Source organism: Photobacterium frigidiphilum (genome assembly GCF_003025615.1).
In the GTDB taxonomy this organism is placed as follows: Bacteria; Pseudomonadota; Gammaproteobacteria; order Enterobacterales; family Vibrionaceae; genus Photobacterium; species Photobacterium frigidiphilum.
Map to the genome: position 1 here is coordinate 140,251 of NZ_PYMJ01000006.1, position 26,425 is coordinate 166,675.

Below are 26,425 nucleotides of genomic sequence, written 5' to 3' on the forward strand. Positions count from 1 at the left end.
ATGGCAACAACAAAATCAGCAATCACGAAAGAACAGTGGGAAAACCTTGAAGAAGAAATGGCAGGTTATTGGGTAGATGTTGAATTTAAGCTTAACGGCTATTTGGTCAGTATTAACCGTGTACGTTCTGGTGAGGGAAAAACAGAACTAGCCGTTTATATCGATGGCACCATTTGTGGTAGTTGGATGAGCGCAAGAACCAATGCCGAGCAAGATGAAGTTGAAGGATTGCCCACAATTATTCGTGATGTGTGGAAGCTCAAAACAAAGGCGTATTACACGCCGAAAAAAGTTAAAGAGATAGAAAAGATATTCGGCAAGCGTCGTGCAAAAAAAGAATTTCCAAAACTTCATGATCGCCATGGCTTTTATCTACCATATTTCCCGAAAGCCTCTGTGCTGTGTCGTCAGTTTAAAAAGCTAGAGGGATTAGAGTTGGTCAAAGCCGCATTTTTGACGCAGTAAATTAAGCGAAACAAACAAGGCCACCCCTTGTTTGTCTGCCTAGCATGGCGGCTAGGCACTGATGAGCAGCCATTATATTTACCAAGGAGTTATAAATGGAAAAGTTTCCACTGATGAGTTTTGATCGTGAAGCTGAAAAGCGCGATCTTATTGGCACGCTTAAAAGCGTTATCGAACAGGCTGTAGATGAAGATTGGTCATTTAGGCGTGTGATGCGTGAGATTGATCGAGATGTTGGTCGCCTTGAAGATGAAATAAAATATTTCAATAATATAGCTCGCGACAATATTATCCGTCGCGAGCTAGGGTTGCACGCTGATGAGAGAATTTCAGCAAAAGATGCAGTCTGTGTATTTAATCTTTTTGTCGAAGGCGGAGCGCCTCAAGAATAGCCGTTATGTTATCTAGGTGCCAATCAACATCTAGCACGCAGTTTGGGGTTTCTTTAAGCAGGTCCTCCTTATTGCTAAGAGTCAAACGGGTTGTTTCAAGGCATTCAAGAGCATCATCAACAGTTAGTACTTGTCTCTTAACCAGCTTGACTAATGTATTGGCTGATAAGGTGAATGTGGCTAGATCTAACTCTAGCTGAGCATTGTTGCTATTTGACATTTTTATCTCCTTTAAGTGTTTGTTTCGCACCAATAACTTATCAGGAGTCCGGCGGTCGCGAAAGCGCCGCCATTTTTTTTGAGAGGTAGTTATGAATAATCGCAATCGCCTAATTCAATTGATCCACGTCGGCAAGCGAGAGCTTGGTTTGGATGATGAAACGTATCGCGCCATGCTACAAGAAGTGGCGAGTAAAGTGTCATGCTCCAAGATGAGTATCAAAGAGCTTGAATTGGTAGTGGCTCACATGGAAGCTAAAGGATTTAAACGCCAAGCAAAGGTTGGTAAAACAGGCTTTAAACGTCGTTTAAGTCCGCGTTCTGGTAAAGCCAAACATGCCGAGATTGATAAAATACGTGCGATTTGGATCACTATGTATCAGCACGGTATCGTGCAAGACAAAAGTGAAACGGCACTAGATGCCTATGTAAGACGCATGACAACAAACATTGATCATGTTGGTTGGATGGATAGCCATCAAGCCTATGCTGTTTTAGAGTCATTAAAAAAGTGGCATACCCGCGCGTTGCGAGAATGGATGGTGGAAAATGGTCACGAAAAGTTACTGCAAATTCGTGCTGCAAAAAGTTATGCATCAGTCTTAATATGCTATGAAGAGGTAACAAATAAAAAATAATCCAAAGGTAATCTTGATACATCACCGCTTTAATCGGTTACAGTTTTCGTAATTGATTGAATGCGAGAGGATTAACCATGGACAAGCAAATTGATAATAATGACGCCACCGTTGATATGTTTGGTTTTGAAGGCGTCTCTTTATCTGATATTGAGCAGTTAACAGAAGAGCAAGACAGTAACCGATGGCCGGAAGCGATGCGAGACATGCACGATCTACTAAAGCGTCAATTAGAGAATGAGGGCGCAGACCCAGCCATCGCCATAAAGCAACTTAGCGAAATCTGTAAAACGTTTGGTGGAATGCAATTTTACTTGCCTCGCGGCCATCACCTTGAAGTGATGCTCATCCATTTAAATATATGGAATGACTTCACAGGTGATAATGTTGTGCAGTTGTCTAGAAAATATGACGTAAGCATGCAGCATGTTTACCGCGTGATTGCTAAAATGCGCAAACGTGAAATTAAAAAACATCAACCAGAATTGTTTTAGGGGAAAAAATGGAAGTTTTTATTATACCGATTGTAATTATTGCTAGCTCATGCTGGGTACTGCTTGATGCTAAGGCGAATAAATTAGGCAGTGTAGAGTCAAACACTCCATCACCGTTTAAGATGACCCTTGGATGCTTATTTGTGTGGATAGTTTGCTTCCCATATTACTTATTTAAGCGCAATAGTTTCATTGAAAAAGCACAAGAAAATCCTAATGCGGAAACTGTAACAAATGGGCAAAAAATCATTCTTACCCTTGCGGCCATATTTGTTTTAGGGCTTACTTATAAGGATTATATTGGTGGTGACGTTTCAACTTGTGACAGTATGGAAGTTATACAGCTAGTGAAAGATATAACGAAAGATAACTACGGTGATGGTTATACTTTTTCTGACTTTGGTCAGACAAACTATGATATGTCGGCTGAATCTAGGTATTGTCGTGTTGCGTGGGAGCGTGATGGACAACAAGGAACTATTGACTTTACTGTTGATTGGTTTAACGATAAGAAAGAAAGCATTTACGTTAATTTTCAATAATCCGCGTTAATCTCACCCAATCTAAATAAATAGCACAATCGAATAAACCCACTAAATCATTCGGTTGTGCCAAATGCCTTTCAAATATCCATTCTCCACTAAGGGCTACACGCCCCAATTCTGCCATGCCGTACACTTCATTCTTGAAAAAGAAGGTGGGTTGCGTGCTGATGGCGGTTACGTTAACGACCCCAAAGACCCTGGCGGCGAAACCAAGTATGGCATCAGCAAGCGCGCCTTCCCTGGTGTCGATATTGCCGCATTAGATATTAACCGTGCGGTACGAATTTATTACACCAACTATTGGAAAGCGGCATATTGCCACGAGTTTGCAGGCAATGTTGCGCTGTACCAAATGGATTCTGCCGTTCAGCACGGGGCTATCACTGCCATTAAATTGCTGCAAGAAATTGCAGGTACAAAAGTAGATGGCAGAGTGGGCCCCAATACCATTTCCGCCGTTAACATCAGTGATACTGAATGGTTGGTATCACGTTACGGTTTGCGCCGTGCTCGCTACTACACCCGCATTCTAAAAAACAACTACTCACAAACGCGTTATATCGAAGGATGGCATAACCGCCTTGCTGATTTAACCGATGCTGCTTGGGAGTTGGCTGCGTAATGGGTAGAAATTGGGATTTCTCAAAAACCAAAGGTCGAGACGATCGGCTAAATGCAGAACTCACCGCCTTTCAAGGTGGCGAGTCTGTGCCCAGTAGCCCACCACTTCATAGCCACGACGGCACCATGCAGCATTTTTATAATCAATCATGGAATGGCGTTTCTGCAATCGACATTCAACAGCATTGCCACCCTAAAAAGTCCATCGCCTTATCAAGTAACCGTCTATCCATGCTCAGGAGTTTACGCCAATGTCACTTGCACTAATTACTACCGTTGCCTCTATGGCGCTTGAGCTTGGTCCAGCCGTTATTCGTGGCGTGTCTGGTTTATTTGGTGGTTCAGAAACTGCCGATACCGTTGCCGATATTGTTGAAAAGGCTGACGGTTTGTTCGGTGCAAATAAAGACCAGAAGGCAAGCGCGATTCAACAAGAGCTTGCCAAGTTGCCATCCGAAAGCTGGGTTGAGCTTGAGCGCCTAAAGGTCGAACTGGAAAAAGAAACAACTCGCCGACGACAACTTGCCTATGAAGACACCCAAGCCAATCACCATGAAACCCAGCAAACTATTCGTGGAGGTGATGCTGCCAGTGATGAGGTAATTAGGCATACACGCCCGACCATTGCCCGTCGTTCGTTTGCCCTTTCTGTGTTGTACATCTTTGCGTTTGAAGGGCTGAAAGTAGCTGGTTATGGCGATGGGGCTGATGCGTACATGGCCGCAGGTATTGGTGTGTATGCGATGGCCTATTTTGGGTTGCGTACTGCTGATGGCTTTGCACCGTATTCAAAATCAAGCGGTGACAAAATTGCGGGTGTACTTGGAAGTGTGATCAAGGGGCGAAAATGACCGAAGCATTAGATCAGGCTCAAGAGTTTGAAACCCTATACCGTGATCAGTCGCTACGTCATCAGCTCGCATCACGACCACAAGAGTTGCCCGATGAAGATGAACATGGTCGTTATTGCCTATCGTGCGGGTTAACTATCCCACTAGACCGTCTTGAAGCTGCGCCCAATGCCGTTCGCTGCGTGCCGTGTCAAGCAGGTAAGGAACACACATAACATGGAAGAGCTGGTTAAAACATGGTGGCCCATGGTGTGGGCTGGCGTTATTACTGTCGCACAAATATTACTGACCTTGCTCTCTAAGACGTATGTCCGTCGTGAAGAGTTGGATGAAGTAAAGCAAGACGTCAGTAAGTTGAGGGAGGACGTTAAATCCCTCCCAACAGATAAAGAGCTCCATGCATTGAAGGTAGAAATAACAGAAATGCGGGGCGAGATGAAAGAATTACGGGCGGCATTAAAGCCAGTCGATCATTTAGCGCAGTTGCTGCTAGAGCAGCAGTTGAGTGTCGAAAAGTAAACGGGAGTGGTATGGAACTTGAGAAGTTCATGAAAGAAGATCAGCGCTTGGTGATTCTGCGTTCTCTGCAAGAGATGCCAGGTTATGAAGCAAATGAATCCATCATTGACTGCTGTCTGGATGGGTGGGGCCATCGGGTAAGCCGTGATGCGGTGCGTATGCATTTAAGTTGGTTAGAAGAGATGGCGCTTGTTTCGTTGCGCGATCTGGGTGACTACAAAATTGCAACGCTCACGGGTCGCGGTGAAGATGTTGCCACGGGTCAGGCAGTTGTTCCTGGTGTTAAGCGCCCTCGCGCACAATAGGAATATCGCCATGGCAAACAATAAAGCGAAGTCTCGCAAGTCTAAAATCGAGCTTCTCCCCCCTGAAATCAAGCAGTGGATTAATGCCGTTATTCGCTCGGGTGAAATGCAGCAAACGGAATTGTTGGACGCACTAAATGCCAAGATAAAAGAAGCAGGCCTGCCGGATGACGCAACGGTCAGTTATACCAGCATGAATCGCTACCACCGACGCATGGAAAATATCGGCTCCCGCGTTCGCCAAGCACGAGAAGTTGCCGAGGTCTGGACAACTAAGCTCGGTGATGCACCAGTGTCTGATGTCGGTAAGTTACTTCAAGAGTTTGTGCGCACCATGGCATTTGAAACCTCCATGCATTTGATGGATGAAGCTGAAAAAACAGAAAAGCCAATCCCACCCAAAGCCCTTGGGCAGTTGGCGCTGGTCATTCAGCGTATCGAGCAAGCCGCTATGGTGAGCCAGAAGGTTGAAAAGGAAATCCGCAAAGCCTTTGCAGAAGAAGCTGCCACTCAAACCGAGAAGATTGTTAAACAAGCAGGTATCACCGCAGCCACTGCTGCCGATATCAAACGTCAGATTTTGGGGATTGCATAATGAACATTCTCACTTTTTTTGCATATGAGCATTTACCTAAACACTTGCAGGTAGTCAGTAAGCCTTTCTGTGATACCGCGAATCACGTAGTGGACACATTACCAGACAATGAAGAGCGTTCGGTTTGCTTACGTAAATTGCTTGAAGCAAAAGATTGCGCGGTAAGAGCGCAATTGGGGGGTAAATAATGTTAGCCACTCAAGAACATCAGTTACTGAATAATCAAAGTGCCACTGCCATCTTAGGCAGTGAATTTGATCCATCAGAAGTGTTGTTACCTTATCAGCGTCGATGGATAGCGGATGACTCACAGCTCAAGATTGGTGAGAAATCCCGTCGAACGGGTCTAACCTGGGCGGAAGCTGCTGACTCTTCATTAACCGCGTCAAAGTCTACCTCTGAAGGAGGTGAAGACGTGTTCTATGTCGGCTCGACCAAAGATATGGCGCGTGAGTTCATAGATGCCTGTGCAATGTGGGCCAAAGCCTATAATTGTGCGTGTGATGATGTGATTGAAGAGGTCTTCGATGATGAAGATAAAGATATTCTCACTTACATGATCAACTTTGCGTCTGGTTTTAAAGTCAAAGCCTTATCAAGTAACCCTTCAAACCTACGTGGTATGCAGGGAACGGTCATTATCGATGAGGCCGCATTCCACGAGCGCTTGGCCGAAGTGCTAAAAGCAGCACTGGCATTGACCATGTGGGGCTCTAAAGTACGTTTAATCAGTACCCATAATGGTATTGATAACCTCTTTAATACATTGATTCAAGATAGCCGCGCAGGCAAGAAACGCTATTCGGTTCACACCATCACGTTAGACCAAGCCTGTGAAGATGGCCTGTATAAGCGTATTTGTCAGGTGAAGAAGCGCGAGTGGACGCAAGAAGCCGAAAATGAATGGAAGGCAGGCTTACTGAAAGATACCGCCACTGAAGAGGATGCACTGGAAGAATACCAGTGCGTGCCTAAAAATGGCGGTGGTGCCTATATTAGCCGAAGCCGTCGAGAGCGTGCAGCAAGATTAACCGATGCGCCTGTACTTACGTTTACTGGCTCACTCGAATTTAACGAAGCGCCAGAACACATTCGTGAAGCAGAGATGAAAGAGTGGTTGGACGAACATGTTCAGCCAGAGCTTGATAAGTTGGATCCTAAACTGCGACATTCTCTAGGGGAGGATTTCGCCCGTACTGGTGACTTGACTGTTTTTGCGCCAATGGCAATCCATGATGATACTCGTCGTGAAGTTCCGTTCTTGGTTGAGCTTGCTAATGTGCCATTTAAACAACAAGAACAAGCACTTTATTATATCTGTGATCAACTGCCTCGCCGTGACGGAATATTTCTTGATGCGCGTGGTAATGGCCAATACTTAGCAGAGCAAGCAAGATATAAGTACGGCGAAGAAGTGGTTGAAGTCATGCTGACCGTATCTTACTACCGTCTAAATATGCCAGCATTTAAAGCTGCCTTTGAAGATGATGAAATACTGCTTCCGAAGCATGAAGATGTCATTACCGATTTAGGGCAGATTCAATACAAAGCAGGTGTGCCATGTATCGATGATTCAAGAACCCAAGGTGCAAACGGGAACAAGCGACATGGTGATAGCGCCATCGCAATATGGCTCGCGTACTTAGCATCGAAAGCCGACTTAACCCGTTACGGTTTATATACCATCAAAGTTCAGGGTAATGAAACACACCGTAGCTTTTATGCAACTGCTGAAGAAAACAACCAATTTGACGACATGCTGCATCAAGACCTGCGCGGCAAAGGGATCCGACTATGAGAGAAATTGTGGATGTTAGCGGGCAGCCTCTTAATCAAAAGAAAGAAGTGCTGTCTGATGATATCGCCAGGGCCTATACCACCAGTGTGCGCAACCCGCGCCCCGCCAGCGTGGCATCAACGCTTACACCGCATCGTTTAGCGGGTCTGCTGCGTTCGGTCATTGATGGTAATGATCCCGAAGCATTCATGACACTGGCCGAAGAAATGGAAGAGCGCGATTTACATTACGCTGCTCAACTACGAACCCGTAAGCTGGCCGTTGCCGCTATCACGCCAAGTGTTGAACCACACAGTGATGATAAAAATGATGTGTTGATGGCTGAGCGTGTACGTGAGGTCATGAATGATGACCAAATCCCCGAGCTACTTTTTGACTTGCTTGATGGCCTAGGTAAAGGCTTGTCAGTTGTTCAAATCTTATGGGATGTTAAAGCTACACCGTGGAAGCCCAAAGATTATAAATGGGTAGACCCTCGCTATCTGCGACAAGACCAGGAAACATTATCTGAGATCTTGTTAATCAGTGATGATGCGCCAAGTGGCAGTCCGTTAGAACCGAATAAATTCATGGTTCATACCCCGCGATCTAAATCCGGCAGTGTATGGCGCAATGGCCTAGCGCGATTAGTCGCTGTGATGTACATGCTTAAATCATTCACCGTACGTGATTGGTGGGCGTTTGCTGAGGTGTTTGGCATTCCGGTTCGTGTGGGTAAATACGGACCGAACGCAAGCAAGGATGATATTGCAACCCTGGTTAATGCTATTGGCCGTATCGCCAGTGATGCAGGCGCGGTTATCCCTGAATCAATGAAGTTAGAGCTGATTGAGACGGTCAAGGGTAACGGCGGGGAGACCTTGTTCGAAAATCAGGCGCGTTGGTGTGATGAGCAAACCAGTAAGGCAGTACTGGGTCAAACCATGACGGCTGATAATGGCAGCTCTCAATCACAAGCCACTGTACACAATGAAGTGCGCCTTGATATTGCTAAGTGGGATGCACAGCAGCTAGGGGCTTGCCTAAATGAATATTTGGTTAAGCCATTTATTATTCTTAATTGGGGCGTGCAAGAAAACTATCCGAAGGTTCGGATTAAAATACCAGAGCCAGAAGATTTAAAAATATTCATGGATGCGATTGTGCCTGCAATCGATCGCGGTGTGCGTGTGTCGGAAGATTCCATTTTAAATAAGTTTGGACTAAAAGCGGCTGGCGACAGTGAGCGTGTTCTGCACCCGATTAAACAAGCGCAGCCAGCGGTTGGTGCAGAGGCGGGGCTGAATCGTCGCCTTGCGGTGAATCGCGTGCAGCTATCAGTTGATGCAGAGCTCAACGGCATGACTGATGAGGCGATGAGTGATTGGGTCGAAGACGCCGAGCAGTTTATGAACCCGATCATCGAACTGGCAGCTCAGTCAGATGACTATGACGATTTTGTGGCTGGTCTTGCTGCTTTGCAAGATTCGCTTAATGCTGACGACTTTACCCATGCGATGGCTGAATATATGTTTAAAGCGCGGGGATTAGGAGACGCACGGGATGTATAACCCTTCAGATATACTTATCCCCAAAGAAGCATTGGCTTGGTTCAAGCGCAAAGGCATTGAGCCAGCCTTTGATTATCGTGACGTCTGGAAAGAAGAACACGCCAATGCGTTCACTGTCGCTAAGATGTTGAATGCCGACTTGCTGGTCGAAGTCAAGCAACTGGTTGAACAAGCCATTGAAGAAGGCCAAACCTTCGCGCAGTTTCGTGATGTACTAAAGCCCATGCTGGTTAAGTCCGGTTGGTGGGGTATCCAAACCATGGATGACCCACAAACCCAAGAAACCAAGCTGGTTCAATTGGGCAGTGAAGGTCGCATAAAAACCATTTACAGAACCAACATGCGTACTGCCCGTGCCGCAGGTCAGTGGGAGCGCATTGAGCGCACCAAACGCGCCATGCCTTATTTGCTGTACCAGTTAGGTCCATCAAGAGAGCACCGCGTACAGCACGAGAAATGGAACGGTACTTTACTGCCTGTTGATGACCCATGGTGGTTTAATCACATGCCGCCTAATGGTTGGGGGTGCAACTGCTGGATACGCCAGGTCTCAAAATATGAAGCGACCACGTTAACCAAGAAAGGAACAATCAGCACAACCGCCCCGCCAGGCAAAGACAAACAATGGACAAACAAGCGAACAGGTGAAGTTGAAACCTTGCCCGAAGGGATTGAGCCAGGATGGAATTACAATCCAGGGAAAGCACGCCAATCAGCCTTAAATGCAGACCTTCTCAAAAAAGAGACAGCAATGCGTCAGAACTTGTCTACGGGCTTGTAACTGCGTAGTAATACAATGGCGAGACCGAAAAGTAGTTAAACACGCACAGCGCGATTTAAACAGGGTTTAAACACGGTTGTGACAGATATTTATGGCTGGTTAGTGACTCACCACTTGCCAGCCTGATTTTTATCTGTAACCTATAAAGCCTCCCCTTGCTCCACCTCTGCCAATAATCTTATTTTAATTACATCAACCGAGATTACTCTCAGTGCCTTCGCACATCCGTGCATTATTAACTCCACAACGAGATGTTATTTACCGCCCCCTACATTAAGGAGGTTGTTATGTAGCCCTCAGTTAACGGAGCGAGTAATGAAAAAAACTTACCTGGCAATGTGTTTCAACTTATCGACCAGCGTGATTGATGGCCTTGGCGAAGTGGAAGGTTCAGCCGCCGTTTGGTTGCCGATGATCCCATCGGGTGAAGTGAAAGGCCGTGATGGTCGCATGTGGAGTAACTCAGAGCCAGATGCCATTGTTGAAGCCTTTGATGCAAAGCTGCCCTTTGATGTTGAACATGCTACTGAGATTCTAGGGCCAAAAGGTGAAGCCGCAGATGCGTGTGGTTGGATTTTGGCGCTTGAAAATCGTAAGGGTGAAATTTGGGCGCAAGTCGAATGGAACTATCTTGGCCGCTATAAGATCACCGACAAGTTATATCTGTATTACTCCCCTGCTTTTAATTACGACCTGCAAGGCGTTATCACCTCGATGAGCAGTGCTGGCCTGACTAATAAACCTAATTTTTATGTACCTGCCCTAAACCGAATGGAGGATAACACCATGACTCTCGCTGAACTCATTGCTGCTGCGCTGGGCTTGCCGAAAACTGCAACGGAAGAAGAAGGTGTTGTTGCGATAAACGCCTTAAAGAATGACAAACAAGTGGCGCTGAACCGAGCGAAAAACCCTGACCTCAGTAAGTTCGTGCCAAAAGAAACATACACAGTCGCGCTGAATCGCGCCGAAACAGCTGAAGCCAAGGTGGCGGGTATTGAGGCTACTGAGCAGGAAGCCTTGGTTGATGACGCAATCAAGCAAGGGAAGGTCTCTCCTGCGAATAAAGATATGTACGTGGGTTTGTGTCGCACAGAAGAAGGTCGCGAACAATTCAAAGCATTTGTGGGGGCAGCAGCGGCCATTGTTGATGACAAGACAACAAAGCAGCCGAAAGACACCGCTACAAACAGCAAGCTTGAAGATCATGAAGTTGCTATGTGCCGCAATATGGGTATCTCGCAGGAAGATTTCATCAAATCTAAAGAATCAATGAAGAAGGAAGCGTAATCATGGCAACAGAAGCACAAGTCATTGAAGCCCTGCAAGTCACCATGTCTGCCGCCTATACACAAGGGTTGAGCGGCTCAAAGCCACAGTGGCAAATGATTGCTACGCGTGTACCCAGCTCAGGTGCGGCCAACTATTACGGTTGGATAAAAGATCTACCTGGCATTAAAGAATGGGTGGGTGACCGACAGCTAGCCACGCTAGGCAAGCATGGTTATTCGATTGAAAACAAAACATTTGAAAGTTCAATCTCGATTTCTCGTGATGAAGTGGATGACGATCAAATTGGTCAATATTCGGTTATTGCCAAAAACTACGGCGAGCAAGTGGCTATCTTCCCTGACACCCTAGCTTATCCGCTGTTAGCTGAAGGCTTTACAACCTTGTGTTACGACGGTCAGAACTACTTTGATACTGACCACCCGTTAGATACGACACCTGCAACGACCTTTTCCAATGTAATTGGCGACCCAGCAACAGACACGGGCGAACCCTGGTTCTTGATTGATGACACCAAAGTGCTCAAGCCAATCGTGTATCAAGACCGCAAACCGTTTGTGTTCAAAAACATGAACCCAACCGAAGAGTACACCTGGTTCAACAACAAGTATGCAGCGGGTGTGGATGGTCGTTGTAATGTCGGCTTCTCATTCCCTCAGTTGGCTATCGGCTCTAAAGATACGCTGAACGAAGCTAACTACGAAGCCGCTAAAAAGCTGTTAGGTAAAATGAAAAAAGCCGATGGCACACCGATTGGCACCCGTGCCACCAAAATTGTTGTGGGCCCTGACAATGAAGCAGCAGCGCGTAAGTTAATTGGCATGATGCTTAAAAATGGTGGTGATTCAAACATCTACTACCAGGATGTTGACATTGTTGTGTCCACATTTATTGCAAAATAAATATAGGCAGCATGGTTATGCTGCCGATTAATCGCCGTTTAAACCGTATTTAAAGGGAGTTTACTGTGAGTGAAAAAGTCAAAGCCGACGCTGCCACCAAGCAGCTTACCGCCGGAAATGCTAAAGGCGATGTGGGAAAAAGTACTACCCAGTCAAAAGCGGCACCCAAACCGTTAGTAGATACCAATGCATTAAGTAATGTCGGAGGCGTTAATGCTGAAGAAGTTGAAACAACTAACAATCTTGATTGTGCGGCTGGCAATCTCGCCCTTGAAGTTCTTGGTGCCTTTGAAGTGTGCTCGAAATCAGATGCCGGATTTTGGCGCAGTGGCGTTAAGTTCCACCGCTTACAAAAGACACTGGTCGTTGTGGTGGATGAAATGCCACAAGGTGGGTATCAGGCGCTGGATGTTAAAGGTCATGAGCCAGATACCATTGTGCTCATGTCAGCTGAACTAGCCAAGCATGTACATAATGAGCCCCACTTGATTGTTGAGCCCGTCGATATTGATGAACTGATGGAGTAAGTCCAATGGCAATCTACGCAACTAAACAAGACTTGATAGATCGTGACGAACAGATGCTTTGGAACGTCGCCCTTGATCGCGATACCAACCAGCTGAACGACACCTACATCAATCAAGCCCTTGAGCAAGCTGACGATGAAATCAACTCGTTTTTGGGGCGTCGCTTTGTACTGCCGTTGCCGACAGTGCCAAGCATGTTGAGCAAGATTGCCATCACCATTGCGTTCTATTGGCTGGCAGACCGCGACCAGCAAGCCACCAACTTGCTAGAAAAACGTTATGAAATGGTGCTGAAACAGCTGCGAGAAATCGCCGACGGCAAGCGCGAACTGGGGCTTCCCACTATCGATACTCCTGCAGAAGGTGCGGTAGGAAAAGTTGAGCTGGTACAGCAGAACGAACGCCTGTTCACTCGTAACAGCTTAAGAGGCGTTCTGTAATGGGCATTAGCGTTCAGGTAACGGGCACAGAAGAGCTTAAGCGCTATCAACAGTTGCTTGAAACCCTAAGCGACCCCAAGCACAAAGTTGAATTGCTTGATGCATTGGGTGGCATTGTAGAGAGCCAAACCAGAAGAAGAATTGCCGATGAAAAAACGTCACCTGATGGTCAGCGTTGGGATGATTGGTCTAGCAGTTATGCGAAGACTCGACATGGAAACCAGTCTCTCTTGCAAGGCGATGGTGACTTGCTCGATTCCATCCAGTACCAAGTGCAGCGAAACCAAGTTCGAATTGGATCGCCATTGGCCTACTCTGGCGTTCATCAAGATGGATTTTCTGGTCCGGTTCAAGTCTCTGCTCATACGCGCCTTATCACACAAGCCTTTGGTAAAGCGTTGGCATTTCCGGTCTATCAGTCTGTAGGGGCTTTCACCCGCATGATGAACATCCCACAGCGCGAATACTTAGGGTTAAGTAGCGACAACCAAGCTGAAGTGTATGCGGTTATCGGTGACTTCTGGCAGGAGTTAATGAATGTCTAGACCCGACTTTACCACCAGTGGTTCTACCGTTTGGGCGGTGAATGAAATCGTTCAGTACCTTAAGCCAAAGCTTGAAGGTGGAGTGCGTGAGATAGAAAAGATTCAAACCGTAGAACGTCACATTGGCCGCTTTGATAAGGCTGATGATATTAAGCGGTGGATGTCTAATCGTGATGGGGGCGTTCGCATTGCTGCACTGCGTGTCCCGCAATATGAAACGGTGGGCAATCGCTTAATTGGTAACGTTAACCTTGTGGCCTATGTGTTTACTACTGACCAGTTCGGGTACGAAAAAGACTTACGCGCTGAAGTGGTTGTAGGAAAGTTAGTACGAGAGTTAGCAGACAGAAGCGCCCTGCCAACCGCCTATGGACGCGTGGAAAACCTACGCAGTGACAATTTATACAGCGGTGAAATAGACAAACTTGGCATTGCTATTTGGTCGGTCACTTGGTCGCAGCAATGGTACTTAGATGAAGAGATTGATCTCAGTACGTTAGATGACTTTGTTACCTTTGGCCTGAAAGGTGAAATCGCAGACGGCGCACCCACCATTGATGGTGAAGTGACATTGCCTCAATAAACAACGAAGGACTCAACCATGTCGTTAGAAAAGAAACAGGTTTTCATAAAACCAAAGAAAGCAGAAGTACCCGTGCGCAAACCTGAAGGTGGTTTTGTAGACGCGGCTGGGGAGGACGTTGAACGCTCTGGCTATTGGTTACGCAGAATTAATGATGGCGATGTGGTTCTAGTGCCTGAAAAAGAAGCCGATGCAATCAAGAAGGCGTGGGCAGAAGGCAAAGCCAAAGCACTCGCAGAACAAAAGAAAGCGCTGGCGAAAGCCAATGCATCAACGACTAAAGCTGAAGGAGAATAAGCATGTCATTGGGCTCTATTCCTAACGATATTCGAGTACCACTCGTTTATATCGAGATCGACAACAGCGAAGCGAATTCAGGCACCCCCGCTTTGGCTCAAAAAGTATTAGTACTTGGCCAACAACTGGCGACGGGCAATGCAGATGCGCTTACGCTGAATCGTATTACCACAAGTGAAAGCCAAATCGACGACCTTTATGGCAAAGGTTCAATGCTTTCTCTTACGCTTAAGAAGTTCCGCAACACCAATGAATATACAGATGTGTATGCATTGGGCGTAGCTGACTTAGCCGCATCGAGTGCTAAGGGTGAAATTGCCGTTACCACAGCAACCGTTAAAGCAGGTGTGATCGCGTTATTGATTGCTGGTGTTAGCGTTCAGGTGACAGTGAAAGACACTGACGATGCAGACTCTATTGCAACAGCCATCATTGCTAAAGTCACTGAAAACGAAACCTTGCCTGTGACCGCAGCATTGAAAGCGGCGTCTACTGATATTGTAGAGCTGACTTGTAAGTGGACAGGTATCACGGGCGACGATATCGATATTCGTTACAACTATTACGATGGTGAGTTTTTGCCTAGTGGTGTGACCGTTGCGATTACCGATATGACAGGCGGAGCAGGAACGCCAGACATGAGCGCAGTTATCGCGGCTATTCCAAACGAGTGGTACAACCATATCGTGATGCCGTTTAACGATACTCAATCTATGAACGACCTACGTGACGAACTCGTTAATCGTTGGGGCCCACTCAAGATGATTGAAGGCATTGCTTATACCGCGTTCCGTGGCACGTTTGCTGAAACAGGTGCGTTCGGCTCTGCGCGTAATGATTTCTTGTTTACGTGTATGGGTACGAACAGCTCGCCAAATTCGCCTTGGGAATTTGCCGCCGCTTATGCTGGCCGTGCTTCTTATTCGCTGGGTATTGACCCTGCGCGACCTCTTCAAACGCTAGTACTAACAAGCTTGCTGCCACCGGCTAAAACCAAGCAGTGGGATATGACAGAGCGTAACTTGCTACTGCATGACGGCATTGCAACCTACATGGTCACGCCAGGCAATGAAATTGCGATTGAACGTGAAATCTCGATGTATCGCGAGAATGCCTATGGCGACCCAGACCCAAGCTATTTAGACATCACCACCCCAGCGACCTTGGGCTACTTGCGTTATTCACTTCGCACCATGGTCACAAACCGATTCCCTCGCCACAAACTGGCAGGTGACGATGTACTTGATCGCCTTGACCCTGGTCAGCCAGTGGTGACACCAAAGATTATGCGCAATGCCGTGTTAGAGCTTGCCAATAATGATTGGGTGCCAAGTGGTTTGATGGAAGACTTCAACGGCTTCAAAGAAACCTTAGAGGTCTATCGAGATACAGGCGATCAGAACCGTTTGAACTGTGTGTTCAAGCCAGACATCGTGAACCAGTTCCGCATCTTCGCCGCACTAATGCAGTTCAAACTTTAATAGGGAGTACGCACCATGGGACAAATCCTTGGTCAAGTTGTTGTTCGTGCTAACAGCAAGCAACTTAAAACAAAGAAGGGTTCTACTTTGAATCCAGGTGGCTACACAAATACACCTCATGCTGGGCCAAAGCGAATTTGGGGATTTTCTAAAGATTTCGTTCCCTCAACGTTATCAGTGGTGATTGCGGCAGACGAAGATGTGGACGTTGTAGATATTAATGCCATTTCAAATGCCACCTTAACTTATGAAGGTGACAATGGTGTTAGTTACATGATTACAGGTGCATCACCACAAGACCCGTTCGTGTTAAGTGACTCTGGTGAAATTACTGGCACATTCACTGGCAACCCTGCGGAGAAAATCTAATGGCCATCATGACCTTTGCATTGGATCATGGTTTCAAGGTGGGCGATATAGCCCACCATGAAGTTGGTCTAAGAGAATTAATCTCTGGAGATTACATCGATGCGCAGTTAGCGGCAGAGAAAGTGATCGTGAATGATGGCGTGGCCATGGCGTACACCTCTGATGTGCTTTATGGCATTGAGCTTCTTGTTCGTCAGGTTGAATACATCGGCAGTGTTCAGGGGCCTTTCTCTATCAAGGAGTTAAGAAAGCTGCACCAGGACGACTTTAAACTGCTGCAAGAAAAAGCCAGTGAGCTCGACGAGTTGATTGCCAAGGAGCTTGAAAGCAGGGGGCGACCTTAAGGCGTTGCCGGAGATTTGCGAAAGCTTGCAACTCGCAATGTGTTCAAAAGTTCCGTTAAACGTCACATCAAATATGCCCTTGCGGCGACTGCTAAGAACCTATCGAAAACTGAGAGAGTTAACCAATGGCAAAGAAGCTTGAAACCGATATTGTCTTAAACCTTGCGGGCAACTTAGCGGCTAAGGCACGTCAGTATGGTAATTCGATGGGTGACTTCGCCAAGAAAAATAAAAAAGCCATGACACTCGTTAAAACCTCGACAGCCGCAGCTGGTCGAGGTATCGACGCTTTAGGCAATCGCTATGTGGGTATGGCGACAGCATTTGCAACAGGCGCAACCGTGCGCAATGTGGCAGCATTTGATTCTCAGATGACTCGTATCGGCACAAACGCAAAGCTGTCAAGTGAGCAGGTTGACGTGCTAACCAAGTCCATTGAAGACTTTTCAACTCAATCAGATATTCGAATCGATACAACAACTCTGGCTTCAGGCGTTGATACCTTACTTGGTAAAACAGGTGATCTTGAATTCGTTATGGATAACCTTGAGAACATGGGTGTGTTCATGCAAGCATTTGGGGCTGATGCTGAATCGACAGGTGCTTTGTTTGCTCAGTTCCGCGAGAAAGGTATTCGTGATTCAGAAGCGGTGATGCAAACCATTGATGAACTCTATGGCCAGTTCGCTATTGGTAGTGTGAGTGTTAAGGATTTGGCTGGGATATCAGAGCAGCTTTTTGCAACCTACCAAGCAAAAGGCCCTGAAGCGATTACACAGATGTCTGCACTTGTTCAATTATTTGCAAAGGCAAAAGGTAATGCAAACGAATCGCTAACATCTATCCAAGCGGTGTTTAATACATTCTCAGATAAGAAAAAAGTGGAGTTTTTAGATTCAAAAGATATTGAAGTTTTTAAAAAAGGTACAAAAGAGCTGAGGGAACCAGCTGAACTCTTACTTGAAATTCTTGAAGCCGCAAATAACAACCCAATGGCGTTAGGTGATGTATTTGATCAAACAGCGATCCAAGGCTTGGCATCCCTATACTCACAGGAAAATAAAGAACTGTTGCTACAAATGGTATCTGGCACTGGCGAACTAGGATCTACGCAAGAGGCTGCTGCTACGAACGCTGCTACTTTAAACAGCTCCATGACCTCTCTAAATAACTCATTCAATAAATTTGCCAACCAAAGGCTTGCTGAACCTATCGAAGAGCTCGCTGATGCAATTAACAGCGTTGACGATGAAACCATTCAGAACTGGTTGAGGTGGGGGGAAGCGGCTGCTTGGGCTGTAGGTGGTTTGGTTGTAGCTAAGAAAGGTTTAGATGTAGTAAATGCTGCCGGAAGGTTCCTAGGCAAAGGAAAAGGTGGCGATGCAGGCGGTAAAGGTGGATTTCAAGACTTAGGCGCTATGCCAGTCTTTGTTGTGAATATGCCAGGTGGCGGCATGGGTGGTTTAGGTGGTGATATTCCCGATGGAAAGGGAAATGGTGGCAAAGGACCTGGTGGAACTAAACCAAGCAAAACGGGCGCTGCTTTAAAAGGCGCTGTGGCAGCGACGATTATCTATCCGGTTGTTGATATTGTGCTTGATTCTCTAATTGGTGATACAGGTTTTGGTAAGTGGGCCAAATCTACCACGCTAGGTGATTTGTTTGGAGGGCCTTCAGATAAGGCCATAACAGAAGAAAAGGTAAATGCTTATTTGAATGAACCATCAAATCAAAGCAGCCCTTCTTATTTGACAGGGAATTACGCCCAACCTAGTAGTCAATCTAATTATCCTGTAGGTGGAAACGTAAACGTTAAAGTCGATGTGTCTGATAAAAGAGTAACGGCTTCAGTGACATCATCTTCACCAACTATTCAAATCGACCCAGATACCGGAATAAATTAAAGGGGCTATAAATGGCATTTGAAGATCGTTTAAACGCCTCCATTCGTGGTGTTGAATTTTTCCTAGATGACGCAAGCGGTGACTTTGGTCGCCGCGCTATCCCTCATGCTTACCCTAAGCGTGAACAAGGCTATACCGAAGATAATGGTAAAGTACTCCAGCAAGAAATCATTAATGGCCGTACGGTGGGTGATGGCTACTTTGAAAAGCTAAAACAAATCATTGAAGCGATTAACACGCCAGGGCCGTGTGAAATGATCCACCCTTGGTTTGGTATTCGTAAAGTTCAAGTTGGTAAAGGCAGTTTTAAGTTAGTCAACAAAACAGACGGCTTAGCCACCTTTAACTTTGAAGTTTTTGAAGTGGGTGAAAACCTCTTCCCTAACGCTAAAAGCGATACGGCCAATCAAGTCAAAGCAGAATCTGAAAAGTCACAAGACGCGGCGAACGCTGCCTTTGAAGAAGACTTCGATGAAACGGCCACGGAAGGCGTGGGCGATATGGTTGACCAGTTCTTAGATGACTTGGATGAATTTACCCGTGGTTTGCCTTCATTACCTAGTGAACTTAGAGAGTGGACAGATCGCCTTATGCGCGCCAAAGATTCTATTGGCAAGCTTTTAGCCTACCCTGGTGAACTAGCGCGTGAAACCATGGGACTATTGGAAGATGTGAAAGGTGTGGTGACAGACCCTATTCGAGCACTCGATGTTTACCAGAACGTGCAAAACCGTTGGGATGGTATGCGAGCAGAGCTTGCTGTAACGGGCGGGTTAAGTCGCAATATCGATAGCGCCAATGGCTTTGCTAGTTCAGTGTCCACGGTGGCCAACCCAGCCAAACAGCAAGCGATTCTAGATAATGCCAACGCCTATAAACGATTAATTTTAAACTCAGCATCTGTATCGAAAGCGGCGGCGATGGGTAATGCCAATGTTAGCTTTGATCTTAACGACCAAGTTGACGTGGTTGAAAGCCTTTCAGGCATTGAGCGTAATACCATCATGACAGGCCAGCGCTTGAAACAGATTGGTTACGGCATTGCTGATGAACTTGCGGCCCTTTCTGCTGATGCGGTTGAAGTGGGAGATTCTAGTGTGTGGCGTCAGCTGCGTGTGCTTCGCCAGGCAGTGTTGGAAGATACTCGATCTCGTGCTGAGTTATTGCCTCAGTTAAGTATTTACAAACCAATTAGCACGGTGCCTGTGTCTTTAGTGGCATGGCAAGAAACAGGGAATACAGAGATGCGTCAAAGCATTGTTCGCCGTAATGGGTTTTCTAACCCTTCGTTCATTCTTCCTTCTGATTTGGTCGAGGTGATCAATGAGTGATGTTGTTCTCAAGGCTGGCGGGAATGTCTACGGTGGGTGGACGAAGATTAGTGTCACGCGCTCAATCAAATCAATGTCTGGCTCGTTTGATTTGGAACTGACGTGGAAATGGCAAGGCTCAGAAGATAAGTACAAATCCTTTATGGACCCAATTAAGCAAGGTCAGCCTTGTATGGTTGAGATTGGCGGGGAGCGTGTCATTACTGGTTATGTTGATGATTGGGTGCCTAGTTACGATGCAACTCAAGTGGTGATTTCGGTCAGTGGCCGAGACAAAACCGCTGACTTGGTAGATTGCTCAATCGACTATCCTTCAGGCCAGTTCAATAACCAAACTTTGACGCAGATTGCTAATGTGATCTGCAAACCCTTTGGCATTAAAGTGATCGTGAATACAGATGTGGGCGCGGCATTTCCTCGCGTTCAAATAGAGCAAGGCGAAACACCGCATGAGCTGCTTTCGCGTTTGGCTCGTCAGCGTGGTGTGCTTCTTACCAGTGACACGTATGGAAATTTAGTTATCACACGAGCAAGTAAAGAACGTGCGGGTGTGTCTTTAATTCTTGGTGAGAACGTTTTAGCAGCCCGTGGTCGTTTTAGTTGGCGTAATCGTTATAGCAGCTTCACGGTTAAAGCTGTTGGTGCTTCGTTCGGTGGTTGGGATGATGCGCCACTTTCGACGGTAGGTGGAATCAAGGCTGAAGTAAAAGACGAAGAGATTAGCCGTTATCGTCCAATGATTATTATCAATGAAGAAATAACCACCGCAGAAGGCGCAGCTAAGCGTGGGCAGTGGGAACGACAACGAAGCTTAGCGATATCAAATGGCGCTGAATACACGGTAACGGGGTGGAGAATTCCGCAAACGGGTAAGCTTTGGAACTTCAATACGCTTGTCCCTGTTCTCGATGAGATATTAGGTATTGATGAAGAAATGCTGATTGCGTCTGTCATGTTTAGCGAAGACGATGCAGGCCGATTGGCGGTGGTTAGCGTGGTGAAACCCGAAGCATTCGATATTCCTGCTGAAGCAGAAAAGCAAACGAAACTAGGTGGTGGCCAATGGTAACAGAGCGATTAGTACAAAAGTTACTTGCGCCCATTCGACGACGTCTTGTAGGCATGATTTCTCGTGCGGTAGTGACGGATATTAATGACTCGCTTAAGCGCCAAAATCTACAAATAAAGATTCATTATGATGAGTCCCTGGATAACGTTGAACGATTCCAGAATTATGGCTTTAGCTCTAACCCTTCAAAGAACGCTGAAGCGATACCAGTGGCCGTTGCTGGCAACCTTGCTGATATCGTGGTGCTTGCAGTAGAGGACAAAAACGTTAGGCCAAAAGATGGTGACGATTTAGACGTTTATGTCTATCATGCTGAGGGACACCACATCAAACTTTCTAAAGATGGCAAGGTGCTCATTAGAGCAACCGACGTTACTTTAGAAGCCGCTAACTCCTTCACTATTATTTCCCCTGAAACATTGATTCAAGGCCCTTTGCATGTAACAGGTGGGATTTCTACAGACCTAGGTATTTTTGCTACTGGCGGCATTACTTCTGCCAGCGTTGTTAGCGGTTCAGATTTAACCGCAGGCGGCTTTAGCTACCTTGGCCACTTCCACAAAGATGCAGAGAACAGGAATACTTCAGCACTAGTGGGTTAACTATGAGCGTGAGCATCGTGTTCGACATGATGAAAAACACAGGAATCATTATCGAGGGCGGAAGTGTCAATGGCGACACTGTTTCAGCCCTCGTTTTGATCTCGTTGTTTACCGATGCTCGCGCTGATGAATCCGATACTTTGTCTGATTCCTCTAATGACCTAAGAGGCTGGCCTGGTGACACGTTTTACGATGCCCCATGGGGCTCTAAAATTTGGCTGCTTTACCGTGAAAAACTAACTACAGATGTACGTAATCTTGCGGTGAAATACGCAGAGGATGCACTTGCTTGGATGTTGGTTGATAGCGGTAATGGCCAGATGGCAAAAAGCGTTGTCGTAACGGGTTCTATTCCTCGCTTTCAAACCTTAGCCTTGAATATCGATATTACTAAACCAGACGATGAAGTGATTTCATTGACGGTTTCTAAACGATGGGAGGCGCAACGTGCCGTTTAACGTTCCTACGCTACGCCAGTTAATCGAAAGTGGCCTAATTGATATTGAGGCTTCACTAGATACTCTGCTGCCTAAGTTTGGTATTGAGCAGGCTTTAAACGCTTCTGTTAGTGGCAGCATTCGCGATCTATATGATTATCAAACGTGGATTGTTCGCCAAATCATTCCTTCTTCTGAATCTGAAGACCAAACCATTATCGACACCGCACGTTATGAAGGTGTGCTTCAAAAGCTTGCGAGCAATGCTTTTGGCCCCGTAACGTTTACTGGTGACGTACCTATTCCCGTTGACACTGTGATGACGCATTCTGATGGCCGCTTGTATCGAGTGACGCTATCAAATGCGCCGTCTGGTGGCACCGTGGTTGTTCAGGTTGAAGCAGAAGACGCTGGCGTTGCAGGTAACTTAGATTCAGGCCAAACACTTACTTTGGTTTCTACTGTTCCAGGCATTCAACCAAACGGTATTACAGGTGAGATTTCAGGCGGTGCGGATATAGAGCCAGTAGCACAGGTTCTTGAACGTTTGCTGTTTCGTAAGCGCAACCCGCCAATGGGTGGAGCGCTTCATGATTATGTGGCTTGGTGCCGTGAAGTATCAGGCGTTACTCGTGCTTGGTGTATCGACTTATATCAAGGACCTGCCACTGTGGGCTATGCATTCGTCTATGACGAACGCGCCGATATCATTCCAACTTATACCGACCAAGTGGCAATGACTGATTACATTTATCGCCACCCAGACCCTGCAACAGGTACTGACGTTGGCCGACCAGGTGGCATTGAAGCTGTCTATATTCCTCTTCAATTAAAAGAGACGGATTTGGGTATCACCATATCCCCAGACAGCTCCGATTTAAGACAAAGCGTTAAGACCAGTATTGAAGGTTATTTTAAGACGCTTAGCCCTGGTTCAACTCTAAAACTAAGTTCTGTTCGTACCGCTATTGGTTCAACGCCTGGCGTGGATGATTACGTTCTTGATCTTAGTGCCAATGTTCCTGCTCTATCTAGTGAGCTTCATGCTTTAGGGGTGATTACATGGGGCACGATGTAGAAGCATGGACAGGCTCGATAATGGCACAAATGCCGAAGGGTATTTTGTGGCAAAGAGCACCAGATTCTGACTTATATAAATACGCTCAAGGTTACGCACCAAGGCTCGTTCAAGCTGAAGATAATGCGAACAATTTATTGCTCGAAATGCGCCCAGAAACGCTTTATCAAACGCTTGCAGAATGGGAAGAATATTTAGGGCTTCCTGAGTGCGTAGCAGAGCCTAATTCGAACTTTGAGTATCGTCGTTTTGCAGTGATAGAAAAGTATCGCCGTAAGGGTGGCTTGCAGTCTTGGAATATCCAAAAGTTAGCCGAAGATTTGGGGTTTACCGTTGAGGTTGATGAGACGTTTCCTCACCACTGTTTACGCTCTTGTACTTACCCATTATGGGAGCAGAAATACCGCTACATTCTACGCGTTACAGTGTATGGCATTCCAGGTGCTTACATGACGTGTCTTGATAATGTTTTGACGCCGCTTTTAACCTCTGATGCTGGTGTTCTTGAATGTACTTTAAATCGTTACAAGCTAGGTGGTTTGTATTACGAATTCTATTACGCCAACGAGTAATAAAAGCACTTTAAATGGCGTTTAAACAAGTTTGAAAATTGGAGTTTAGCAATGCATCCTTTACAAAATGGCAGTCAAGATACGAAACGCCCAGGCAGTAAGCCAATATCTGGTGCGCCTGGTTGGTTTACTGAAACAGGCGAGAACAACGTCCCTAGTTACCCAGGCGCCGATTGGTTTAACCATGTTATAGCTGAGTTTCAGAATATGCTTACGTCTCAGGGGATAGCGTTTGACCCTGAGAATGATGACCACCTTGAGAAAGCATTTAGTTATTTGCAATTGTTAGCCAGATCCAGAAAGCAATTAGAGCAGTCTCTAGGATACAACGCGCGAGTATTTCCATATCTTCATGGGGAAAATATAGAAAATGGTTCTGAAATACCAGCGAAAGAAGATACCGTTGACGGTATGCCAATAACTCATATTGTTGTTGACGGCAACCCATGCTTGATGGATCCAATTTCTAGTGGAACTGTTTCTAATTTAACAAACCTATCAGCTCAAGTTGAAGGTGCTCTTGTAACGTTTCGTTATCAAAAGGTTGAGTTACATTCAGTTGACGAAATGACAAGATACCCATCTTTTATAGAAGGGAATAAAGTTAGAACATATTTCTATAACACCGATGTCGTTTGTGATTGGGAAATTACTCAAAACCCTGAAGCCTCAGATTTTTCCATTCAAATTTCAGCATCACCAAGTTTGTTTGCCGTTTTAAAACCGTTATTAGGTAATATGCTTACTCCAGAAATGACAGGTGCTTACGGCGATCTTGTTCATGAAGATCATGCAGCAGTACAAGCTTGTTTGAATTTTTTCGAAGATAAGCAGTTTTATGGAAACGTTGCTGGTGGCCGCAAATACCTTATTGGCGACACAGTAAAAGGACGTGCATTTGCTTCAATGGATACCAGTTGCCACTTTAAAGCTAAAGATGGTCTAAACGCCCCAGTGTTGGACTTTTATGCACAATATCAGGTTAGAAAAATAGCGAACGTTAAGTGGAAAGGGTTTACTGTTGATGGCAATAAAAAAAACCAATCCCCAACCAATGATAACTTGTTGGGTTCAGGGCTTTTAGTTCGTTGTGATGTAGTAAATCCTTACCTAAATGGTGATGACGTTAACCATACTGGAGAGTTTGAGAATATAGAAGTCTCCGACATACTTTCAAATAATTGCCGGGTTAATGGTATTTACCTTGGTAAATTAACTTTTGTTGAGCGTAGTTATGATTTTGATAATCTTCGTGGAGCTGGAAATGTAAGCGGCCTTTTTGTTGATAACTACTGCGAATACATCACATTTACTCGATTAAACTTTCAGATGAACACGTACGGGATTAGGGATAATGGTGCATCGAACTTGAGCTTTTTAAGTGGTGAAGTTTGTAATAACACTGAAGCAGCAATCTACATTGAAAAATCAGGTAGGAATACATCAAAAAAAATCATCTCCGGATTAAAAATAAATCACAATAAACGTGGCATTTGGATTGGTCATGAGGTCGGAGCAGTAGGAAAGCCAATAGATCATATATCGGTTTTAGGGAATCAGATTCTAGCAAACCAGCAGCAAGGTGTGGTTGGCTCTGGTGGCGTAGATGTCGTTGTATTGGATAACTTTTTTAGCGGGAACGGGTATGTATCCCCCGGTGTTTTTGACGATATTTATATGGCTAATGGCTGTAAAAGGTGGCGATGCGACAATAAACACATAAACAATGGCAATGCTAGAAATGCTGTTAGATACGCGAATGCAGGTCCTGATGGTAAAGAATCACATTGCTATCATCGTGTTGATGGGACTTTTGAAGGTTTCGATGAGCCAATTGGTTACGAACCGAATGGTGATCCTACTCTGATTCCTTTAAATGCTAACACAAATATAATTCAAGGGGTTTTCGAATATTGGAATACTCCTGGGTTACCACCAAGTGATACTGCTGCTAATCTGAAGGCTAGTATTGACTTAACTAAGATCCCATTAGGGACGATATGTATAAATAATGCCACGGTCGATGGGTCTGAAAAATGGATTGCTGTTAAACCTACATCTTCTTCAGGTTCTTCCGCTAACATATCTTTTCAACCTATTTAATCATTAGGCTGTAAAACTCTAGGTAATTGAGCAAAAAAATAAATGCTCATTTTCCTAGAGTTTCTTGTTCATATCGCTAGCCGCGCTACACATCAGTGTTCGAGATCGTATCGTCACTGTTTTTACTTAACAGCTCCCACTGGTTATACGTTTTGCTGCCTAGTTGATACAACAAACAATTATGTTGCAGTAAATCTTCAGGTTTATTCGGTGAGCCATATGCCGCAATATAGTCAGGTGAAGCGCAAATTACACGGTCGACTGTGGCTAATTTAAACGCGACCATTGTTGAATCTTCAGGCTGCCCATAACGTAGGGCAACATCGACTTTATCCATATAGAAGTCAGCCAGCGAATCACCAATACTGAGTTGAAAACTGAGTTTAGGGTTGTTATCCATGACTTCGTCTAACCACGGTAAAATAAGATTACGGCCTAAATCAGAAGAAACAGATAAACGCACTTCACCCGCTATTTCTCCCTTCATTTCCGAAATTGATGCTTTGGCATCATCCAGCGAATTCAGTGCTTGGCGGCAATGAAGTAAAAAACGCTCACCTTCAGCGGTAATACGTAACTGACGTGTCGAACGAATAAAGAGTTCGGTGCCCAATTGTTTTTCAAGTCGTTTGAGGGCGGCACTCGCTGCCGCTGGGCTAATGTTGAGCTGCACTGCAGCGGCAGTAATATTACCGATATCGGCGGTTCGCACAAAAAGCTCAAGGTCTGCTGTATTCATGGTAGACACCTATTATCAATATTATTTTGAAAAAGTTTA

The 26,425-nt window shown here is 45.6% G+C and carries 36 protein-coding genes and 1 other RNA gene; 35 read left to right on the forward strand and 2 right to left on the reverse strand.

Annotated elements, in window-relative coordinates; translation table 11 throughout:
• From C9J12_RS08215 to C9J12_RS08225, 3 genes are all read left to right on the forward strand, one after another.
• Positions 1–465 carry a hypothetical protein gene (locus tag C9J12_RS08215; protein WP_107242250.1) on the forward strand — a complete coding sequence of 155 codons (465 nt, stop codon included), beginning with the start codon at positions 1–3 and terminating at the stop codon, positions 463–465.
• Positions 466–468: 3 nt separating this feature from the next.
• Positions 469–540: hammerhead ribozyme type II (locus tag C9J12_RS08220), an RNA gene on the forward strand.
• 20 nt (positions 541–560) lie between these two features.
• Positions 561–857: a hypothetical protein gene (locus tag C9J12_RS08225; protein ID WP_107242251.1), complete on the forward strand. Its 297-nt coding sequence runs from the start codon at positions 561–563 to the stop codon at positions 855–857.
• Here the strand turns inward: C9J12_RS08225 and C9J12_RS08230 are convergent.
• Entirely contained in the window at positions 820–1,077 is a 258-nt protein-coding gene (locus C9J12_RS08230; RefSeq protein ID WP_107242252.1) for a hypothetical protein, read from the reverse strand. The genes C9J12_RS08225 and C9J12_RS08230 overlap by 38 nt on opposite strands.
• A 91-nt stretch (positions 1,078–1,168) precedes the next feature.
• Between C9J12_RS08230 and C9J12_RS08235 the strand changes: the two genes are divergently transcribed.
• The 32 genes from C9J12_RS08235 (at position 1,169) to C9J12_RS30950 (ending at position 25,647) form a co-directional block, all read left to right on the forward strand.
• Positions 1,169–1,714, forward strand: coding sequence for a gp16 family protein (locus tag C9J12_RS08235; protein ID WP_107242253.1), 546 nt, complete (start codon positions 1,169–1,171; stop codon positions 1,712–1,714).
• Positions 1,715–1,791: 77 nt separating this feature from the next.
• On the forward strand, positions 1,792–2,208 hold the full coding sequence (locus C9J12_RS08240) for a Mor transcription activator family protein (RefSeq protein WP_107242254.1): 417 nt from the start codon (positions 1,792–1,794) through the stop codon (positions 2,206–2,208).
• Positions 2,209–2,216: 8 nt separating this feature from the next.
• Positions 2,217–2,750: a hypothetical protein gene (locus C9J12_RS08245; RefSeq protein WP_107242255.1), complete on the forward strand. Its 534-nt coding sequence runs from the start codon at positions 2,217–2,219 to the stop codon at positions 2,748–2,750.
• A 73-nt stretch (positions 2,751–2,823) separates the two neighbouring features.
• Positions 2,824–3,375, forward strand: coding sequence for a glycoside hydrolase family 108 protein (locus tag C9J12_RS08250; protein WP_107242256.1), 552 nt, complete (start codon positions 2,824–2,826; stop codon positions 3,373–3,375).
• A complete protein-coding gene (locus tag C9J12_RS08255) occupies positions 3,375–3,641 on the forward strand; it encodes a hypothetical protein (protein WP_107242257.1) in 267 nt (88 codons plus the stop codon). Before C9J12_RS08250 ends, C9J12_RS08255 begins: the two co-directional genes overlap by 1 nt.
• Positions 3,626–4,225, forward strand: coding sequence for a hypothetical protein (locus C9J12_RS08260; RefSeq protein WP_107242258.1), 600 nt, complete (start codon positions 3,626–3,628; stop codon positions 4,223–4,225). Before C9J12_RS08255 ends, C9J12_RS08260 begins: the two co-directional genes overlap by 16 nt.
• Positions 4,222–4,440: a TraR/DksA C4-type zinc finger protein gene (locus tag C9J12_RS08265; protein WP_107242259.1), complete on the forward strand. Its 219-nt coding sequence runs from the start codon at positions 4,222–4,224 to the stop codon at positions 4,438–4,440. Before C9J12_RS08260 ends, C9J12_RS08265 begins: the two co-directional genes overlap by 4 nt.
• A gap of 1 nt (position 4,441) precedes the next feature.
• Positions 4,442–4,744 (forward strand): DUF2730 family protein, encoded by a 303-nt coding sequence (locus tag C9J12_RS08270; protein ID WP_107242260.1) that lies wholly within the window; start codon positions 4,442–4,444, stop codon positions 4,742–4,744.
• An 11-nt stretch (positions 4,745–4,755) separates the two neighbouring features.
• The gene (locus tag C9J12_RS08275) at positions 4,756–5,049 is read left to right on the forward strand and encodes a VpaChn25_0724 family phage protein (RefSeq protein ID WP_107242261.1); all 294 of its coding nucleotides are present in this window, start codon (positions 4,756–4,758) and stop codon (positions 5,047–5,049) included.
• Between the two features lie 10 nt (positions 5,050–5,059).
• The gene (locus tag C9J12_RS08280) at positions 5,060–5,644 is read left to right on the forward strand and encodes a DUF3486 family protein (RefSeq protein WP_107242262.1); all 585 of its coding nucleotides are present in this window, start codon (positions 5,060–5,062) and stop codon (positions 5,642–5,644) included.
• A complete protein-coding gene (locus C9J12_RS08285) occupies positions 5,644–5,832 on the forward strand; it encodes a hypothetical protein (RefSeq protein ID WP_107242263.1) in 189 nt (62 codons plus the stop codon). The genes C9J12_RS08280 and C9J12_RS08285 overlap by 1 nt, the downstream gene beginning before the upstream one ends.
• On the forward strand, positions 5,832–7,442 hold the full coding sequence (locus C9J12_RS08290; protein ID WP_107242264.1) for a terminase large subunit domain-containing protein: 1,611 nt from the start codon (positions 5,832–5,834) through the stop codon (positions 7,440–7,442). The genes C9J12_RS08285 and C9J12_RS08290 overlap by 1 nt, the downstream gene beginning before the upstream one ends.
• Entirely contained in the window at positions 7,439–8,992 is a 1,554-nt protein-coding gene (locus tag C9J12_RS08295) for a DUF935 domain-containing protein (RefSeq protein ID WP_107242265.1), read from the forward strand. The genes C9J12_RS08290 and C9J12_RS08295 overlap by 4 nt, the downstream gene beginning before the upstream one ends.
• On the forward strand, positions 8,985–9,773 hold the full coding sequence (locus C9J12_RS08300; protein WP_107242266.1) for a phage head morphogenesis protein: 789 nt from the start codon (positions 8,985–8,987) through the stop codon (positions 9,771–9,773). Before C9J12_RS08295 ends, C9J12_RS08300 begins: the two co-directional genes overlap by 8 nt.
• Positions 9,774–10,088: 315 nt before the next feature.
• On the forward strand, positions 10,089–11,063 hold the full coding sequence (locus tag C9J12_RS08305; protein WP_107242267.1) for a phage protease: 975 nt from the start codon (positions 10,089–10,091) through the stop codon (positions 11,061–11,063).
• A gap of 2 nt (positions 11,064–11,065) precedes the next feature.
• On the forward strand, positions 11,066–11,965 hold the full coding sequence (locus C9J12_RS08310; protein ID WP_107242268.1) for a Mu-like prophage major head subunit gpT family protein: 900 nt from the start codon (positions 11,066–11,068) through the stop codon (positions 11,963–11,965).
• Between the two features lie 65 nt (positions 11,966–12,030).
• Positions 12,031–12,492, forward strand: coding sequence for a hypothetical protein (locus C9J12_RS08315; RefSeq protein ID WP_107242269.1), 462 nt, complete (start codon positions 12,031–12,033; stop codon positions 12,490–12,492).
• Between the two features lie 5 nt (positions 12,493–12,497).
• Complete coding sequence (locus C9J12_RS08320) at positions 12,498–12,932, forward strand: gp436 family protein (protein WP_107242270.1); 435 nt, start codon at positions 12,498–12,500, stop codon at positions 12,930–12,932.
• On the forward strand, positions 12,932–13,477 hold the full coding sequence (locus tag C9J12_RS08325; RefSeq protein WP_107242271.1) for a phage virion morphogenesis protein: 546 nt from the start codon (positions 12,932–12,934) through the stop codon (positions 13,475–13,477). Before C9J12_RS08320 ends, C9J12_RS08325 begins: the two co-directional genes overlap by 1 nt.
• Positions 13,470–14,060 carry a hypothetical protein gene (locus C9J12_RS08330; RefSeq protein WP_107242272.1) on the forward strand — a complete coding sequence of 197 codons (591 nt, stop codon included), beginning with the start codon at positions 13,470–13,472 and terminating at the stop codon, positions 14,058–14,060. The genes C9J12_RS08325 and C9J12_RS08330 overlap by 8 nt, the downstream gene beginning before the upstream one ends.
• 18 nt (positions 14,061–14,078) lie before the next feature.
• The gene (locus C9J12_RS08335) at positions 14,079–14,357 is read left to right on the forward strand and encodes a DUF2635 domain-containing protein (protein WP_107242273.1); all 279 of its coding nucleotides are present in this window, start codon (positions 14,079–14,081) and stop codon (positions 14,355–14,357) included.
• Between the two features lie 2 nt (positions 14,358–14,359).
• Positions 14,360–15,838, forward strand: coding sequence for a phage tail sheath subtilisin-like domain-containing protein (locus tag C9J12_RS08340; RefSeq protein WP_107242274.1), 1,479 nt, complete (start codon positions 14,360–14,362; stop codon positions 15,836–15,838).
• 15 nt (positions 15,839–15,853) lie between these two features.
• Complete coding sequence (locus C9J12_RS08345) at positions 15,854–16,207, forward strand: phage tail tube protein (RefSeq protein WP_107242275.1); 354 nt, start codon at positions 15,854–15,856, stop codon at positions 16,205–16,207.
• Positions 16,207–16,551, forward strand: a complete 345-nt coding sequence (locus C9J12_RS08350) for a phage tail assembly protein (protein WP_107242276.1) — start codon at positions 16,207–16,209, stop codon at positions 16,549–16,551. Before C9J12_RS08345 ends, C9J12_RS08350 begins: the two co-directional genes overlap by 1 nt.
• A 125-nt stretch (positions 16,552–16,676) precedes the next feature.
• On the forward strand, positions 16,677–18,455 hold the full coding sequence (locus tag C9J12_RS08355) for a phage tail tape measure protein (protein WP_107242277.1): 1,779 nt from the start codon (positions 16,677–16,679) through the stop codon (positions 18,453–18,455).
• 11 nt (positions 18,456–18,466) lie between these two features.
• A complete protein-coding gene (locus C9J12_RS08360) occupies positions 18,467–19,786 on the forward strand; it encodes a DNA circularization protein (RefSeq protein ID WP_107242278.1) in 1,320 nt (439 codons plus the stop codon).
• On the forward strand, positions 19,779–20,855 hold the full coding sequence (locus C9J12_RS08365; protein ID WP_107242279.1) for a phage baseplate assembly protein: 1,077 nt from the start codon (positions 19,779–19,781) through the stop codon (positions 20,853–20,855). The genes C9J12_RS08360 and C9J12_RS08365 overlap by 8 nt, the downstream gene beginning before the upstream one ends.
• Entirely contained in the window at positions 20,849–21,457 is a 609-nt protein-coding gene (locus C9J12_RS08370; protein WP_107242280.1) for a phage baseplate assembly protein V, read from the forward strand. Before C9J12_RS08365 ends, C9J12_RS08370 begins: the two co-directional genes overlap by 7 nt.
• 26 nt (positions 21,458–21,483) lie before the next feature.
• Positions 21,484–21,915, forward strand: coding sequence for a phage GP46 family protein (locus C9J12_RS08375; protein WP_227876302.1), 432 nt, complete (start codon positions 21,484–21,486; stop codon positions 21,913–21,915).
• Positions 21,905–22,972, forward strand: coding sequence for a baseplate J/gp47 family protein (locus C9J12_RS08380; protein WP_107242282.1), 1,068 nt, complete (start codon positions 21,905–21,907; stop codon positions 22,970–22,972). The genes C9J12_RS08375 and C9J12_RS08380 overlap by 11 nt, the downstream gene beginning before the upstream one ends.
• The gene (locus tag C9J12_RS08385) at positions 22,957–23,544 is read left to right on the forward strand and encodes a YmfQ family protein (RefSeq protein WP_107242283.1); all 588 of its coding nucleotides are present in this window, start codon (positions 22,957–22,959) and stop codon (positions 23,542–23,544) included. The genes C9J12_RS08380 and C9J12_RS08385 overlap by 16 nt, the downstream gene beginning before the upstream one ends.
• A gap of 51 nt (positions 23,545–23,595) precedes the next feature.
• Entirely contained in the window at positions 23,596–25,647 is a 2,052-nt protein-coding gene (locus tag C9J12_RS30950; RefSeq protein WP_193944651.1) for a hypothetical protein, read from the forward strand.
• Between the two features lie 85 nt (positions 25,648–25,732).
• On the opposite strand, the gene C9J12_RS08395 is transcribed toward C9J12_RS30950, so the two are convergent.
• A complete protein-coding gene (locus tag C9J12_RS08395; RefSeq protein WP_227876303.1) occupies positions 25,733–26,386 on the reverse strand; it encodes a LysR family transcriptional regulator in 654 nt (217 codons plus the stop codon).
• Between the last annotated feature and the right edge of the window lie 39 nt (positions 26,387–26,425).